The 16,052-nt window shown below is 54.8% G+C and carries 13 protein-coding genes and 4 tRNA genes; all 17 read right to left on the bottom strand.

Translation table 11 applies throughout. The features are described 5' to 3' along the window. Positions 1-26: 26 nt before the first annotated feature. The gene (rpsG, locus tag QRN38_RS24715; RefSeq protein WP_004397077.1) at positions 27-497 is read right to left on the bottom strand and encodes a 30S ribosomal protein S7; all 471 of its coding nucleotides are present in this window, start codon (positions 495-497) and stop codon (positions 27-29) included. A 122-nt stretch (positions 498-619) separates the two neighbouring features. Continuing rightward, complete coding sequence (rpsL, locus tag QRN38_RS24710) at positions 620-991, bottom strand: 30S ribosomal protein S12 (RefSeq protein WP_002555494.1); 372 nt, start codon at positions 989-991, stop codon at positions 620-622. Positions 992-1,188: 197 nt separating this feature from the next. Next, entirely contained in the window at positions 1,189-5,388 is a 4,200-nt protein-coding gene (gene rpoC, locus QRN38_RS24705; protein WP_004397078.1) for a DNA-directed RNA polymerase subunit beta', read from the bottom strand. 64 nt (positions 5,389-5,452) lie between these two features. After that, entirely contained in the window at positions 5,453-9,526 is a 4,074-nt protein-coding gene (gene rpoB / locus QRN38_RS24700) for a DNA-directed RNA polymerase subunit beta (RefSeq protein WP_010205378.1), read from the bottom strand. Between the two features lie 221 nt (positions 9,527-9,747). Then, positions 9,748-10,113: a 50S ribosomal protein L7/L12 gene (gene rplL, locus QRN38_RS24695; RefSeq protein WP_005768921.1), complete on the bottom strand. Its 366-nt coding sequence runs from the start codon at positions 10,111-10,113 to the stop codon at positions 9,748-9,750. A 79-nt stretch (positions 10,114-10,192) separates the two neighbouring features. After that, complete coding sequence (gene rplJ, locus QRN38_RS24690) at positions 10,193-10,693, bottom strand: 50S ribosomal protein L10 (RefSeq protein ID WP_004397081.1); 501 nt, start codon at positions 10,691-10,693, stop codon at positions 10,193-10,195. 202 nt (positions 10,694-10,895) lie between these two features. Beyond that, positions 10,896-11,591, bottom strand: coding sequence for a 50S ribosomal protein L1 (gene rplA, locus QRN38_RS24685; protein WP_003317112.1), 696 nt, complete (start codon positions 11,589-11,591; stop codon positions 10,896-10,898). Continuing rightward, on the bottom strand, positions 11,591-12,022 hold the full coding sequence (rplK, locus tag QRN38_RS24680) for a 50S ribosomal protein L11 (protein WP_002555500.1): 432 nt from the start codon (positions 12,020-12,022) through the stop codon (positions 11,591-11,593). The genes rplA and rplK overlap by 1 nt, the downstream gene beginning before the upstream one ends. A 118-nt stretch (positions 12,023-12,140) precedes the next feature. Further along, positions 12,141-12,674, bottom strand: a complete 534-nt coding sequence (gene nusG, locus QRN38_RS24675; RefSeq protein ID WP_003317113.1) for a transcription termination/antitermination protein NusG — start codon at positions 12,672-12,674, stop codon at positions 12,141-12,143. A gap of 9 nt (positions 12,675-12,683) precedes the next feature. After that, positions 12,684-13,052, bottom strand: coding sequence for a preprotein translocase subunit SecE (secE, locus tag QRN38_RS24670; protein ID WP_005768918.1), 369 nt, complete (start codon positions 13,050-13,052; stop codon positions 12,684-12,686). A gap of 46 nt (positions 13,053-13,098) precedes the next feature. Next, positions 13,099-13,174 (bottom strand) — tRNA-Trp (locus tag QRN38_RS24665). Positions 13,175-13,339: 165 nt separating this feature from the next. Beyond that, positions 13,340-13,415, bottom strand: a tRNA-Thr gene (locus QRN38_RS24660). A 26-nt stretch (positions 13,416-13,441) separates the two neighbouring features. Then, positions 13,442-13,515 (bottom strand) — tRNA-Gly (locus QRN38_RS24655). Between the two features lie 24 nt (positions 13,516-13,539). Beyond that, positions 13,540-13,624, bottom strand: a tRNA-Tyr gene (locus tag QRN38_RS24650). Between the two features lie 143 nt (positions 13,625-13,767). Further along, positions 13,768-14,196 carry a hypothetical protein gene (locus tag QRN38_RS24645; protein WP_005768916.1) on the bottom strand — a complete coding sequence of 143 codons (429 nt, stop codon included), beginning with the start codon at positions 14,194-14,196 and terminating at the stop codon, positions 13,768-13,770. 7 nt (positions 14,197-14,203) lie between these two features. Beyond that, the gene (locus QRN38_RS24640; protein ID WP_057417496.1) at positions 14,204-14,953 is read right to left on the bottom strand and encodes a pantothenate kinase; all 750 of its coding nucleotides are present in this window, start codon (positions 14,951-14,953) and stop codon (positions 14,204-14,206) included. Further along, the gene (gene birA, locus QRN38_RS24635; RefSeq protein ID WP_057417495.1) at positions 14,943-15,902 is read right to left on the bottom strand and encodes a bifunctional biotin--[acetyl-CoA-carboxylase] ligase/biotin operon repressor BirA; all 960 of its coding nucleotides are present in this window, start codon (positions 15,900-15,902) and stop codon (positions 14,943-14,945) included. The genes QRN38_RS24640 and birA overlap by 11 nt, the downstream gene beginning before the upstream one ends. Positions 15,903-16,052 lie beyond the last annotated feature (150 nt).

The raw sequence follows: 16,052 nt of genomic DNA, 5'->3' as shown, positions 1-16,052 counted from the left end.
CCCTCGCAAATTTAGTGACGCTGAAATTAGAAGCGGTAGTGCGAGAAAGCCTTGTTGGCCTCGGCCATACGGTGCACGTCTTCACGCTTCTTGACCGCAGCACCTTTACCTTCGGCGGCGTCCATCAGTTCGCCAGCCAAACGCAGAGCCATAGACTTCTCACCGCGCTTGCGCGCGAAGTCTACCAACCAACGCATTGCCAGAGCATTACGACGGGACGGACGAACTTCGACAGGAACCTGGTAAGTAGCACCGCCTACACGGCGCGACTTTACTTCGACCAGCGGAGCGATGGCGTCGAGAGCTTTCTCGAAGATTTCCAGGGGGTCGCTGTTCTTGCGTTCTTTAACCTTTTCCAGCGCGCCATAAACGATACGCTCGGCAACGGCTTTCTTGCCGCTTTCCATTACGTGGTTCATGAACTTGGCCAGGATCTGGCTGCCGTATTTTGGATCGTCAAGCACTTCGCGCTTGGCTGCTACGCGTCTTCTTGGCATGGATAAGCCCTCAAACGGTCTTCAGGTTAGCTCGGGACCACCATCCTGAAAAGGATGCGCCCGACCTTACTCTTATCGACTCAGAAAAATAGAAATCTGCAATTTCAAACAGAAGCCAAAGACTACTTAGGCTTCTTGGTACCGTATTTCGAGCGACCCTGGTTACGACCTTTGACGCCGGAGGTATCCAGAGAACCACGAACGGTGTGATAGCGAACACCTGGCAAGTCTTTTACACGACCGCCACGGATCAGTACCACGCTGTGCTCTTGCAGGTTGTGACCTTCACCACCGATGTACGAGGAAACCTCGAAACCGTTGGTCAGGCGCACACGGCAGACTTTACGCAATGCCGAGTTAGGTTTTTTCGGCGTGGTGGTATACACACGAGTGCACACACCGCGACGTTGCGGGCAGTTCTGCAGCGCAGGCACGTCGGATTTCTCGACGATACGCTTACGCGGCTGACGTACCAGCTGGTTGATAGTTGCCATCTACTAGCTCCACTGTTGTCTTGCGACGCTATTGTCTTACAAGAAAAGCAAATGACGAGGCACAAGCCCCGCCAAATTTAGGGGTACAAGAGTCTAAAGAGGATCCCGCCCCCAGTCAAGACAAAGCCCCGGCCTCCTCACAAGGCAAGCAACACAAATTGTGCTGCCTGCCGAATGAAAATGCCGAGGCTTTAATCTCAATTACCGCTGGAGTTCAACGCTTCGGTCAGAGCAGCTTCTACTTCGCTCGCGCTGACACGGGTCGGTTTGTCCATTTCACGGCGACGCTTACGCTCGCTGTGATAAGCCAGACCGGTACCGGCCGGGATCAAACGACCCACGACCACGTTTTCTTTCAGGCCGCGAAGGTAGTCGCGCTTGCCTGTCACAGCCGCTTCGGTCAGTACGCGGGTTGTCTCCTGGAAGGAGGCCGCGGAAATGAACGACTCGGTGGACAACGATGCCTTGGTGATACCCAGCAACACACGAGTGAATTTGGAGACAAACTTGTCGTCTGCGCCCAAACGCTCGTTTTCTACCAGAACGTGAGTCAATTCCATCTGGTCGCCCTTGATGAAACTGGAATCGCCAGACTCGGCAATCTCAACTTTACGCAACATCTGACGCAGAATGGTCTCGATGTGCTTGTCGTTGATCTTCACGCCTTGCAGACGGTATACGTCTTGAATCTCGTTGACGATGTACTTGGCCAGCGCGCTGACACCCAGCAAACGCAGGATATCGTGTGGATCGCTAGGGCCGTCAGAGATAACTTCGCCGCGGTTCACTTGTTCGCCTTCGAAGACGTTCAGGTGACGCCACTTCGGAATCAGCTCCTCGTACGGATCGCTACCGTCGTTCGGGGTAATGACCAGACGACGCTTGCCTTTGGTCTCTTTACCGAATGCGATGGTACCGCTGACTTCTGCAAGGATCGAAGCCTCTTTCGGACGACGTGCTTCGAAAAGGTCGGCAACACGCGGCAGACCACCGGTGATGTCACGGGTCTTCGAAGTCTCTTGCGGAATACGAGCGATAACATCACCGATCGCGATCTGCGCACCGTCAGCCACACCAACCAGGGCGTTAGCCGGCAGGAAGTACTGGGCAGGCACGTCAGTACCCGGCAGCAACAGATCCTTGCCATCCAGACCCACCATCTTCACAGCAGGACGAATGTCCTTGCCAGCAGCCGGGCGGTCTTTCGCATCAAGCACTTCAATGTTGGTCATACCGGTCAATTCGTCTGTCTGACGCTTGATCGTGATGCCCTCTTCCATGCCGACGTAGGTAACAGTACCTTTCATCTCGGTGACGATTGGGTGGGTGTGAGGATCCCACTTGGCCACGATCGAACCAGCGTCGACCTTGTCGCCTTCCTTCACCGAAATCACTGCACCGTAAGGCAGCTTGTAACGCTCGCGCTCACGACCGAAATCGTCTGCGATTGCCAGCTCACCAGAGCGGGATACCGCAACCAGGTGACCGTCGACACGCTCGACGTGCTTCAGGTTATGCAGACGGACAGTACCGCCATTCTTCACCTGAACACTGTCAGCTGCCGAGGTCCGGCTTGCCGCACCACCAATGTGGAAGGTACGCATTGTCAGCTGGGTACCTGGCTCACCGATCGACTGTGCAGCAATTACGCCGACAGCTTCACCAATGTTGACCTGGTGACCACGAGCCAGGTCGCGACCGTAGCACTTGGCGCATATGCCATAGCGGGTTTCACAGCTGATTGGCGAGCGAACGATCACTTCGTCGATGCTGTTCAGCTCGATGAACTCGACCCACTTCTCGTCAACCAGAGTGCCTGCAGGCACGATAATTTCTTCTGTACCCGGCTTGAACACGTCACGGGCAATGACTCGACCCAGTACGCGCTCACCCAGCGGCTCTACAACGTCGCCGCCTTCAATGTGCGGAGTCATCAGCAGGCCGTGCTCGGTACCGCAATCCACTTCGGTAACGACCAGATCCTGAGCCACGTCTACCAGACGACGTGTCAGATAACCGGAGTTAGCAGTTTTCAACGCGGTATCCGCAAGACCCTTACGAGCACCGTGAGTGGAGATGAAGTACTGAAGTACGCTCAAACCTTCACGGAAGTTCGCAGTGATCGGCGTTTCAATAATGGAGCCATCAGGCTTGGCCATCAGACCACGCATACCGGCCAGCTGACGAATCTGGGCAGCAGAACCACGCGCCCCGGAGTCAGCCATCATGTACATCGAGTTGAAGGATTCCTGATCAACTTCGACGCCGTGACGGTCGATAACGCGTTCTTTGGACAGGTTCGACATCATCGCTTTCGAGACTTCGTCGTTCGCCTTGGACCAAAGGTCGATCACCTTGTTGTACTTCTCGCCCTGGGTTACCAGGCCGGAAGCGTACTGGCTTTCGATCTCTTTAACTTCTTCGGTGGCTGCGTCGATGATGCGAGCTTTCTCATCAGGGATAACGAAGTCGTTAACGCCGATGGAGACACCCGAAATGGTCGAATAGGCAAAACCGGTGTACATCAACTGGTCAGCGAAGATAACGGTCTCTTTCAAACCAACCACGCGGTAGCACTGGTTGATCAGTTTGGAGATCGCCTTTTTCTTCATCGGCTGGTTGACGACGTCGTAGGACAGGCCGGCCGGAACCACCTGGAACAACAGCGCACGGCCGACAGTGGTGTCGACGATACGGGTGTTCTTGACGCTGCCACCATCACGGTCGTTGACCGTTTCGTGGATACGAACCTTGACCTTGGCGTGCAGAGCCGCTTCGCCGGCGCGGAATACCCGGTCGACTTCCTGCAGGTCCGCAAACACACGACCTTCGCCCTTGGCATTGATCGCTTCACGGGTCATGTAGTACAGACCCAGTACAACGTCCTGCGAAGGAACGATGATTGGCTCACCGTTGGCTGGCGACAGGATGTTGTTGGTCGACATCATCAGTGCACGCGCTTCGAGCTGGGCTTCCAGCGTCAAAGGAACGTGAACAGCCATCTGGTCACCGTCGAAGTCGGCGTTGTACGCGGCGCAGACCAGCGGGTGAAGCTGAATAGCCTTACCTTCGATCAGAACCGGTTCAAATGCCTGGATGCCAAGACGGTGAAGCGTTGGCGCACGGTTCAGAAGCACCGGGTGTTCGCGAATGACTTCGGCAAGAACGTCCCAGACTTCTGGCAGCTCGCGCTCTACCATTTTCTTGGCTGCTTTGATGGTCGTGGCCAGGCCACGCATTTCCAGCTTGCCGAAAATGAACGGCTTGAACAGCTCGAGAGCCATTTTCTTCGGCAGACCGCACTGGTGCAGACGCAGGGTCGGACCTACGGTAATTACCGAACGACCTGAGTAGTCAACACGCTTACCGAGCAAGTTCTGACGGAAACGACCCTGCTTACCCTTGATCATGTCAGCCAGGGATTTCAGAGGGCGCTTGTTGGAACCGGTGATTGCGCGACCACGACGACCGTTGTCGAGCAATGCATCGACCGCTTCCTGCAGCATGCGCTTTTCGTTGCGCACGATGATATCGGGAGCAGACAGATCCAGCAGACGCTTCAGACGGTTGTTACGGTTGATCACTCGACGATACAGATCGTTGAGGTCGGACGTTGCGAAACGACCACCGTCAAGCGGAACCAGAGGACGCAGATCTGGCGGCAGAACCGGCAGAACGGTCAGCACCATCCACTCAGGAAGGTTGCCGGAACCCTGGAAAGCTTCCATCAGTTTCAGACGCTTGGACAGCTTCTTGATCTTGGTCTCGGAATTGGTTTGCGGAATCTCTTCACGCAGACGGCCAATTTCGTGCTCCAGATCGATAGCGTGCAGCAGTTCACGGACAGCTTCGGCACCCATGCGGGCGTCAAAATCATCACCGAACTCTTCGAGGGCTTCGAAGTACTGCTCGTCGTTCAGCAGCTGACCTTTTTCAAGGGTGGTCATGCCTGGATCGATAACGACATAGCTCTCGAAGTAGAGAACACGCTCGATATCGCGCAGGGTCATGTCCATCAGCAAGCCGATACGGGACGGCAGCGATTTCAGGAACCAGATGTGGGCAACCGGCGAAGCCAGTTCGATGTGAGCCATGCGCTCGCGGCGAACCTTGGCCAGAGCCACTTCAACACCGCACTTTTCGCAGATGACACCGCGGTGCTTCAGGCGCTTGTACTTACCGCACAGGCACTCGTAATCTTTTACCGGGCCAAAGATCTTGGCGCAGAACAGACCGTCACGCTCAGGCTTGAACGTACGGTAGTTGATGGTTTCCGGCTTTTTAACTTCACCGAACGACCAAGAGCGGATCATCTCAGGCGATGCAAGTCCGATACGGATTGCGTCGAACTCTTCGACTTGACCCTGGTTTTTCAGCAAATTCAGTAGGTCTTTCAAGGCTTTCCTCCTGGCGGAGCAGGGGAGCAGGCAATACCGCCCTGCCCCCGATTCGCGTCACGTGTTATTCGGTTTCCAGATCGATATCGATACCGAGCGAACGAATTTCTTTGATCAACACGTTGAAAGACTCGGGCATGCCCGGCTCCATACGGTGATCGCCATCCACGATGTTTTTGTACATCTTGGTACGGCCGTTCACATCGTCCGACTTCACTGTGAGCATTTCTTGCAGAGTGTACGCCGCGCCGTATGCTTCCAGCGCCCACACTTCCATCTCCCCGAAACGCTGACCACCGAACTGTGCCTTACCACCCAGCGGCTGCTGGGTAACCAGGCTGTACGAACCAGTGGAACGCGCGTGCATCTTGTCGTCCACCAAGTGGTTCAGCTTCAGCATGTACATGTAGCCGACTGTAACCGGGCGCTCAAACTTGTTGCCGGTACGACCGTCAAACAGCTGCATCTGGCCGCTTTCCGGCATATCTGCCAGTTTGAGCATTGCCTTGATTTCGCTTTCCTTGGCACCGTCGAAAACCGGGGTAGCCATTGGTACGCCGTTACGCAGGTTCTTGGCGAGGTCCAGAATTTCATTGTCGGTGAGGTCTTCCAGGGCTTCCTGGCGACCACCGATTTCGTTGTAGATCTCGTTGAGGAACTTGCGCAACTCGATAACTTTACGCTGCTCTTCAAGCATGCGGTTGATCTTCTCGCCCAGACCTTTGGCTGCAAGGCCCAGGTGAGTTTCGAGAATCTGACCAACGTTCATACGCGAAGGTACGCCCAGCGGGTTGAGGACGATATCAACCGGCGTGCCATTGGCATCGTGCGGCATGTCTTCAACCGGCATGATCACAGAGACCACACCCTTGTTACCGTGACGACCGGCCATCTTGTCGCCCGGCTGAATGCGGCGACGGATTGCCAGGTAAACCTTGACGATTTTCAGAACGCCTGGAGCCAGGTCATCGCCCTGCTGCAGTTTGCGCTTCTTGTCTTCGAACTTGTCATCCAGAAGGCGACGACGATCAACGATGTAAGCCTGTGCTTTCTCAAGCTGCTCGTTCAGAGCGTCTTCAGCCATGCGCAGCTTGAACCACTGACCATGCTCAAGGCCGTCGAGCACTTCGTTGGTGATTTCCTGACCTTTCTTGAGGCCAGCACCGCCTTCTGCTACACGACCGACCAGCGCAGAGCGCAGACGTTCGAAAGTAGCGCCTTCGACAATACGGAACTCTTCGTTCAGATCCTTGCGGATCTCGTCGAGCTGCGACTTCTCAATGGACAGAGCACGTGCATCACGCTCGACACCATCACGGGTGAAGACCTGAACGTCGATGACAGTACCTTTGGTGCCGGTAGGCACACGCAGGGAAGTGTCCTTAACGTCGCTGGCCTTCTCACCGAAGATAGCGCGCAACAGTTTTTCTTCCGGCGTCAGCTGGGTCTCGCCTTTCGGGGTGACCTTGCCCACCAGGATATCGCCAGCGCCGACTTCGGCACCTACGTAAACGATACCGGCTTCGTCCAGCTTGTTCAGAGCAGCTTCACCCACGTTCGGGATGTCAGCTGTGATTTCCTCAGGCCCAAGCTTGGTGTCACGCGCCACACAGGTCAGTTCCTGAATGTGGATCGTGGTGAAGCGGTCTTCCTGAACTACACGCTCAGAGAGACAGATGGAGTCTTCGAAGTTGAAACCGTTCCAGGCCATGAACGCGATACGCATGTTCTGACCCAACGCCAGCTCACCCATATCGGTGGACGGGCCGTCGGCCATGATATCGCTACGCTGAACACGATCACCCTTGCTTACCAGCGGACGCTGGTTGATGCAGGTGTTCTGGTTCGAACGGGTGTATTTGGTCAGGTTGTAGATGTCTACACCGGCCTCACCTGTTTCAACTTCATCATCGGCAACGCGAACAACGATACGGCTGGCATCAACCGAGTCGATCACGCCACCACGACGGGCCACGACGCAAACGCCGGAGTCGCGAGCAACGTTGCGCTCCATGCCGGTACCCACCAGCGGCTTGTCGGCACGCAAGGTTGGTACAGCCTGACGCTGCATGTTCGAACCCATCAACGCACGGTTGGCGTCATCGTGCTCGAGGAACGGAATCAACGAAGCGGCTACCGAAACAACCTGCTTGGGCGAAACGTCCATCAGGGTGACATCGGCTGGCGCCTTGACGGTGAATTCGTTCAAGTGACGCACAGCAACCAGCTCGTCGATCAGCTCTTGCTTGTCGTTCATTGCGGCCGAAGCCTGTGCAATGACGTGGTCAGCTTCTTCGATCGCTGAAAGGAACACGATTTCGTCGGTGACCAGACCTTCCTTAACAACACGGTACGGGCTCTCGAGGAAACCGTACTGGTTAGTGCGGGCATAGGCCGCCAGGGAGTTGATCAGGCCGATGTTCGGACCTTCCGGCGTTTCGATAGGGCACACGCGACCGTAGTGAGTCGGGTGAACGTCTCGAACTTCAAAGCCGGCACGCTCACGAGTCAAACCACCAGGGCCGAGTGCAGACACACGACGCTTGTGAGTAATCTCGGACAGCGGGTTGTTCTGGTCCATGAACTGGGAAAGCTGGCTGGAACCGAAGAATTCCTTGACCGCTGCCGCAACAGGCTTGGCGTTGATCAGGTCCTGAGGCATCAGGCCTTCGCTTTCTGCCATGGACAGGCGTTCTTTGACTGCACGCTCAACACGGACCAGACCTACACGGAACTGGTTCTCGGCCATCTCGCCTACGCAACGAACACGACGGTTACCGAGGTGGTCGATGTCATCGACGATGCCTTTGCCGTTACGGATATCAACGAGGGTCTTGAGGACCGCTACGATGTCTTCCTTGCACAGCACGCCCGAACCTTCGATTTCGGTCCGACCGATACGACGGTTGAACTTCATACGACCTACAGCAGACAGGTCATAGCGCTCAGGACTGAAGAACAGGTTGTTGAACAGCGTTTCTGCTGCATCCTTGGTCGGTGGCTCACCAGGACGCATCATGCGGTAGATCTCGACCAACGCTTCCAGCTGATTGCTGGTGGAGTCGATTTTCAGCGTGTCCGAAACGAACGGGCCGCAATCGATGTCGTTGGTGTACAACGTCTCGATACGAACAACCTGAGCCTTGGCAATCTTGCCGAGGATTTCGGTGTTCAGCTCGGTGTTGCACTCGGCAATGATCTCACCGGTTGCCGGATGCACGATGACCTTGGCAGTCGTACGACCCAGGACGTAGTCCAGAGGTACTTCCAGCTCTTTGATCCCGGCTTTTTCCAGCTGGTTGATGTGACGGGCAGTGATACGACGACCCTGCTCGACAATGACCTTGCCTTTGTCGTCCAGGATATCCAGAACGGCAATTTCACCACGCAGGCGCTGAGGCACCAGCTCCAGGTTCAGGTTTTCGCCGCGAACATGGAATACGTTGGTGGTATAGAAAGCATCGAGCACTTGCTCGGTGGTGTAGCCCAGCGCGCGCAGAAGCACGGACGCAGGCAGCTTGCGACGACGGTCGATACGGACGAATACGCAGTCTTTCGGATCGAACTCGAAGTCCAGCCACGAACCACGGTAAGGAATGATACGCGCGGAATAAAGCAGCTTACCGGAGCTGTGCGTCTTGCCACGGTCGTGGTCGAAGAATACGCCTGGCGAGCGGTGAAGCTGAGACACGATAACGCGCTCGGTGCCGTTGATTACAAAGGTACCGTTTTCAGTCATCAGGGGGATTTCACCCATGTAGACTTCTTGCTCTTTGATGTCCTTGATCGCTTTGTTCGACGATTCTTTGTCGAAAATGATCAGACGGACCTTGACTCGCAGAGGTACTGCGTAAGTCACACCGCGCAGCACGCATTCCTTGACATCAAATGCCGGTTCGCCCAAGCGATAACCTACATACTCCAGCGCAGCATTGCCGGAGTAGCTGATGATCGGGAAAACGGATTTGAAGGCTGCATGCAGACCGACGTCGCGGAACTGATCTTTGGTCGCTCCCGCCTGCAGGAATTCGCGATACGAATCCAGCTGGATGGCCAAGAGATACGGCACATCCATTACGTCCGGCAACTTGCTAAAGTCCTTGCGGATACGTTTTTTCTCAGTATATGAGTAAGCCATCAGCGTTCCCCAGCTTGGTCACCTGCTTGTTTGGCTCCCTCCCGACGGAAGCAGCCAGAAAATCTTGCAAACCCCTTGGTTTGCGCCACCGCCATCGGTGGATACAGCACGTTACAAACGTTGGTCGCGCCAACCGTCTATAACGGAAAAAGGCCGGTGGCAAAAGCCACCAGCCATCAGCCTTTCGCTAAACGCGTGGGCTGGACACTCAAAATCGATGCTTATTTCAGCTCGACTTTAGCGCCTGCTTCTTCCAGAGTAGCTTTGGCTTTGTCAGCTGCGTCTTTGGCAACAGCTTCCAGAACGATGCCTGGAGCGCCGTCAACGACTGCCTTGGCTTCTTTCAGACCCAGACCGGTCAGCTCACGTACTGCCTTGATCACGTTAACTTTCTTCTCGCCAGCTTCCAGCAGCATGACGTTGAATTCAGTTTGTTCTTCAACAACAGCAGCAGCAGCGGCTGGACCAGCAGAACCGGCAGCAGCAGTAACGCCGAACTTCTCTTCGAATGCCTTGATCAGTTCTACAACCTGAATAACGGACATTTCAGCTACGGCGTTAAGGATATCGTCTTGAGAGATAGACATGACTCAATTTCCTGAATTGGGGGACGGCCTACGCGACCATCAAAATAAACAAAAATACGCGAAAAGATCTGACTCAGCCTTAAGCTGCAGCTGCTTCTTTTTGGTCGCGAACAGCCGCCAGAGTACGAGCTAATTTGCTGGTAGCGCCTTGAATCACGCTCATCAGCTGAGAAATTGCTTCGTTACGGGTCGGCAAGGTTGCCAGTACGTCGATCTGATTAGCTGCGAGGAACTTGCCCTCGAACGCAGCTGCCTTGATCTCGAACTTGTCCTGACCTTTCGCGAATTCCTTGAACAAACGGGCAGCAGCGCCAGGATGTTCGTTGGAGAACGCGATCAAGGTCGGGCCGGTGAACACGTCGTTGAGGACACTGAATTCAGTGTCAGCAACAGCGCGCTTGAGCAGGGTGTTACGTACAACGCGTACGTAAACGCCAGCTTCACGAGCCTCTTTACGGAGTCCGGTCATAGCGCCGACTGTCACACCACGGGCATCAGCCACGACAGCGGACAGACCAGCTTTGGCAGCCTCGTTGACTTCAGCGACGATGGCCTTCTTGTCTTCGAGTTTAATTGCCACGGGTTTAACTCCTGCTTGTTACCGTTTCATCCGACCGGAGTCAGATGTCGTTTTGGTGTCTGATTCGGTAAGGAACCGGGAGCACCATCTGCGTAGGCTTGAGGTTTAAGACTTGCGTCGCCTACGGTCTTGGATAGCCCCCGCCAGGCAGGGACCCCAATCTTTAAAACGGAGCGGCAAACAACGCCGCGCCATTTCTGTCTTACGCTTCCAGCGAACCTTGGTCGATGACCAGGCCCGGACCCATAGTGGTGCTCAGGGTGATGCGCTTGACGTAAATGCCTTTCGAGGAAGCAGGCTTGATACGCTTCAGATCAGCGATCAGGGCTTCAACGTTTTCCTTCAGCTTGACTGCGTCGAAACCGACCTTGCCAACGGAAGTGTGGATAATGCCGTTTTTGTCGGTGCGATAACGAACCTGACCAGCCTTGGCGTTCTTGACAGCGGTAGCCACGTCAGGAGTAACAGTGCCGACTTTTGGGTTAGGCATCAGGCCACGAGGACCGAGAACCTGACCCAGCTGACCCACAACGCGCATTGCGTCAGGGGAAGCGATGACGACGTCGTAGTTCAGATCGCCGGCTTTCATTTCAGCAGCCAGATCGTCCATACCAACGCGATCAGCACCAGCAGCCAGAGCAGCTTCAGCAGCAGGCCCCTGGGTGAAAACTGCAACGCGTACAGTTTTACCGGTGCCGTGCGGCAGTACGGTAGCGCTACGAACAACCTGGTCAGATTTACGAGGATCAACACCCAGGTTGACAGCGACGTCGATAGACTCGCTGAACTTGACAGTCGACAGCTCGGTCAGCAGAGCAGCGGCGTCTACAAAGTTGTAGGACTTGCCAGCTTCAATCTTTTCGGCGATTGCCTTTTGACGCTTGGTCAGCTTAGCCATTACACACCCTCCACGTTAAGGCCCATGCTACGAGCGGAACCGGCGATGGTACGCACGGCCGCTTCCATGTCAGCTGCAGTCAGATCCGCATTTTTTGCTTTAGCGATATCTTCCAGCTGAGCACGAGTCACGGTGCCGACTTTAACGGTGTTCGGGCGAGCCGAGCCGCTGGTCAAGCCTGCAGCTTTCTTCAGCAGAACCGATGCAGGAGTACTTTTTGTTTCAAAAGTGAAGCTACGGTCGCTGTATACAGTGATGATCACTGGAGTCGGCAGGCCTGGCTCAATACCCTGAGTACGGGCGTTGAACGCTTTGCAGAATTCCATGATGTTCACACCGTGCTGACCCAGAGCAGGACCAACTGGCGGGCTAGGGTTAGCCTGAGCGGCTTTCACTTGCAGCTTGATGTATGCGGTTATCTTCTTGGCCATGAGGCACTCCAATTACGGGTTCAAGCGCCTATAAAGGCTCCCCGGTTACGTACGCGTATATCCCAGTGACGAAAAAACCCCACAGCCTTAAGCTGCGGGGTATGGGATTTCAGCTCAGCTAGGCCTTCTCGACCTGACTGAACTCTAACTCTACCGGGGTAGAGCGTCCGAAAATGAGCACCGCCACTTGGATACGGCTCTTTTCGTAGTTAACTTCTTCAACGGTGCCGTTGAAATCGGCGAACGGACCGTCAGTGACACGAACAACCTCACCCGGCTCGAACAGCGTCTTCGGCTTCGGCTTGTCGCTACCGTCAGCAACGCGACGCAGAATCGCTTCTGCTTCTTTGTCGGTGATCGGAGCAGGCTTATCAGCAGTACCACCGATGAAGCCCATGACACGAGGGGTATCCTTGACCAAATGCCAAGTACCTTCATTCATGTCCATCTGAACCAGCACATAACCAGGGAAGAACTTGCGTTCGCTTTTGCGTTTCTGGCCATTACGCATTTCAACCACTTCTTCAGTGGGAACCAGAATTTCGCCGAAGCCATCTTCCATGCCTGCCAGCTTCACACGCTCGACCAACGAGCGCATGACATGCTTCTCGTAACCCGAGTATGCATGCACTACGTACCAACGCTTAGCCACGGGACACCCTTAGCCAACTATCGAGGAAACAAGCCAGCCGAGCAGGGAATCAAGCCCCCACAACAGCAACGCCATAACCAGCACAACAGCCACAACGATCAACGTGGTTTGCGTGGTTTCTTGGCGAGTAGGCCAAACGACTTTACGGATCTCTGCACGCGCTTCTTTCGCCAAAACGAAGAAAGCTTTGCCTTTGCCAGTCTGCAGCGCTACAAATGCAGCTGCTGCGGCAATCACAAGGAGAGCGAGAACACGGTACAGGATCGGCTCAGCAGAGTAATACTGATTACCGACAACACCCACGACTACCAAAATGACTACCAGGAGCCATTTCAGCAAATCAAAGCGAGAGTCTGATGCTTCAGCCTTGGGATTCATCTACGGAGATCCTGTGAAAAGAAAGCCAGATTACATCTAGGGAATCTGGCAGGTCAGGAGGGAATCGAACCCCCAACCTACGGTTTTGGAGACCGTCGCTCTGCCAATTGAGCTACTGACCTAAAAGCAAAATCAGGCCGACCATTATGCGGACCTGACGAGAGTTTTTCAACACCTTATTCAAACCAGGCCTTACACGCAGCCCATCTCAAACAAGCTTCAAGCAGATCACGCAATGCTGAACCACCTAAAACAAAGGCAGATATTTTCATATCTGCCTTTAGCAATGGAGCTCTTGAGCGGATTCGAACCGCTGACCTCACCCTTACCAAGGGTGTGCTCTACCAACTGAGCTACAAGAGCAAAACACAGTGCATGAACCGCAAACATGGAGCGGGTAGCGGGAATCGAACCCGCATCATCAGCTTGGAAGGCTGAGGTTCTACCACTAAACTATACCCGCGCAATTTGCAGCTCGCGCTAAATCTGGTGGAGGGGGAAGGATTCGAACCTTCGAAGTCGTAGACGTCAGATTTACAGTCTGATCCCTTTGGCCGCTCGGGAACCCCTCCTAAGCGAGGCAGCATTCTCAACTCATGCTACCCTTCTGTCAACCTTTTTCTCAGTAAAAACCTGAGGTTACATGCGTTGACTACTAACTGCTTCGTTCGCGAGACTTTCACCTCACTGCGAAGCGGGCGCCATTCTATGTAAACTACTCGGCAGTTGCAATGGCCTCACACGACATTATTTGATTTTTTAATTGCGGAAAATCCTGGCTCAGCTGAGTCATGACACTCGCCTCTACAAGACGACGACTTTCCGGGATGATTTTCAGCCAATAGGCTGTCGAGCCACCGGATTGCAGGGGCCGAAATTGTGACTGGATATCCAGGCTGTTCAATCGCTGCTCAACCAGCCGAGCGTCTTCCTGCCTGGGGAAGCCACCCAGATAGAGACACTTCGTGTCGGCATCTTGCGACACTCGATTTGCATCTGACTCGCTAAGCAGGCGGATATCCTGCTGCGTGGCGCGATGCAGCGATAGAGGCATGACCTCTTTGGCCCTCAACGGAGCCTCCTGCTGATGCCACAGGTAATAGAAGCCATTGAGCATCAACAGCAGAAGAAACAACCAACGCATAAGGACCTCAACGTAAAGGGCAAGCGAGAGCCAGGCCAACGAATACCAAATCAGGGACGATGCGAGCGCCCGGTAACACATCAGCAACCAAGACAGCGTCGCCTCCTGTCACGAAAATAGCAAAGTCGTCCCCCCAGTATTCGCGAGCCATCTCGATCTGAGTCATTGCGAATCCGCGAAGCATGAGAGAACAACCTCGCTCCACAGCCTCGGCCGTCGCACGGCCAGGCACGAGTCGTACCAGGGCTTTTTCAGCCTCTGCATCGTCATATCGAATGCGACGGGTGTGGGTACGCAGCTGATTGCGCATAAGTGGCATGCCAGGACAGATGAAACCACCCAGATGCTTTCCTGACGCTTCAACAAAGTCAGACGTAATGGCGGTGCCCAGATCGATCACCAGGCAGGCACCCTTAACAAGGTGGTAAGCCCCTACAAATGCCAACCAGCGATCCAGCCCCAAGCGTGCAAAATCGTCGTATCCATTGATTACCCCGGCAAGCTCTGGCGCCGGCGCTGCACAGACAGGGCTAATGGAAAAGGTATCTGCCAGCGCGCAAACCAGCTTCGCCGTTTCTTCCGCGCTACGAACGCTTACCAGACGGCAATCGCTGAATGCTGCGCCTGACAGATTGCCCAGGCACTCCAGCAAGGCTGTGTCCGAGTCCACTACTCCGCCGCTGACCAACGTTGAGCAACTCTTTGTGATTATCCGCCACTTGATAAAGCTGTTGCCGCAATCGAGCTCAAGAATCATCGCGCAACCTCAGGCTGAGCTCACCACCACTAAAGCTCTTTTCCAAACCATTGACTTCCAACCGCAACGCTCCAAGTGAGTCGACGCCTAACACCACCCCTTCCACCGTCTCGATTCCCGAAAGCAACTTCACTGCAGCTCCCTGCCACAAATGCCCTTGCTCCCACTCCTTCTGGAACGCTAAAAAGCCTTCCTGACGATGAACAGTCAGAAGAGCCTCAAGCTGAGCACTTATGCGGGCCGCGATAGTATTGCGATCGGCAGGCGCGCCCGTTTGCAGCCTGACCGACGTCCACAACTGATCGACCTCGGTAGACACACGCATGTTGACGTTCACGCCGACCCCGATGATCACGTGACACACATCTGCGGGATCGCCAATAAGCTCAAGCAGGATACCGGCGATTTTTTGTCGCCCGACCAGCACATCGTTGGGCCATTTAAGACCCGCGCCCTGAACCCCCATATCACGCAGGACATTCATCACCGCAAGCCCTACCAGCAGACTGAGCCCTTCCAACTGACGCATCCCACCATCGATGCGCAGCACAAGGCTGTAATACAGGTTTTCGGCAAATGGGCTTACCCACTTGCGACCACGCCGCCCCCTGCCGGCCGTTTGCTGTTCGGCAACAACGAGCAGTGGCATTGGAGCCCCAAGGGCGATAAGCCGCGAAGCCTCTGCATTGGTTGAATCGATAGAGTCGTATGTGCGCACAGACCATTCGCCAGGCATTCCAGACTCGACTATGGCAGCAGGGTCTAAAAGAACTATAGGCGTCGCCAGTCGATAGCCACGCCCACGCACTTTATGAACCTCGATACCGAGATCCGACTCAAGCTGCTGAAGCTGTTTCCAGACGGCGCTACGGCTTACGCCGAGGGATTCGCCCAGGACCTGTCCAGAATGAAATGCACCATCAGCAAGAAGCTTTAACAAGGTCAGCATTTAGAATCGCCCGGCAATAAGGCACGCATCATAGCCACGCAGGAGCATGATGCATAGAAACGAAAATGTGTTTTCATCGAGGTTTTTAAGCGCGCAAAACAAAAACCCTCAACGCGTAAGCGATGAGGGTTTTTGGAATTTAATCTTGAC

The sequence above is a fragment of the Pseudomonas sp. CFBP2511 genome, assembly GCF_030209255.1.
In the GTDB taxonomy this organism is placed as follows: domain Bacteria; phylum Pseudomonadota; class Gammaproteobacteria; order Pseudomonadales; family Pseudomonadaceae; genus Aquipseudomonas; species Aquipseudomonas avellanae.
Note: the sequence above shows the minus strand (reverse complement) of the source record. Positions and strands in the feature narration are given on the sequence as shown.

Bases quoted from the DNA above. Each gene is read 5' to 3' on its own strand.
- birA (WP_057417495.1), bottom strand. From the start codon at position 15,902: ATGCTGACCTTGTTAAAGCTTCTTGCTGATGGTGCATTTCATTCTGGA.
- secE (WP_005768918.1), bottom strand. From the start codon at position 13,052: ATGAATCCCAAGGCTGAAGCATCAGACTCTCGCTTTGATTTGCTGAAA.
- rpsL (WP_002555494.1), bottom strand. From the start codon at position 991: ATGGCAACTATCAACCAGCTGGTACGTCAGCCGCGTAAGCGTATCGTC.
- QRN38_RS24640 (WP_057417496.1), bottom strand. From the start codon at position 14,953: ATGATTCTTGAGCTCGATTGCGGCAACAGCTTTATCAAGTGGCGGATA.
- rplK (WP_002555500.1), bottom strand. From the start codon at position 12,022: ATGGCCAAGAAGATAACCGCATACATCAAGCTGCAAGTGAAAGCCGCT.
- rpoB (WP_010205378.1), bottom strand. From the start codon at position 9,526: ATGGCTTACTCATATACTGAGAAAAAACGTATCCGCAAGGACTTTAGC.
- rpsG (WP_004397077.1), bottom strand. From the start codon at position 497: ATGCCAAGAAGACGCGTAGCAGCCAAGCGCGAAGTGCTTGACGATCCA.
- rplL (WP_005768921.1), bottom strand. From the start codon at position 10,113: ATGTCTATCTCTCAAGACGATATCCTTAACGCCGTAGCTGAAATGTCC.
- QRN38_RS24645 (WP_005768916.1), bottom strand. From the start codon at position 14,196: ATGCGTTGGTTGTTTCTTCTGCTGTTGATGCTCAATGGCTTCTATTAC.
- rplA (WP_003317112.1), bottom strand. From the start codon at position 11,591: ATGGCTAAGCTGACCAAGCGTCAAAAGGCAATCGCCGAAAAGATTGAA.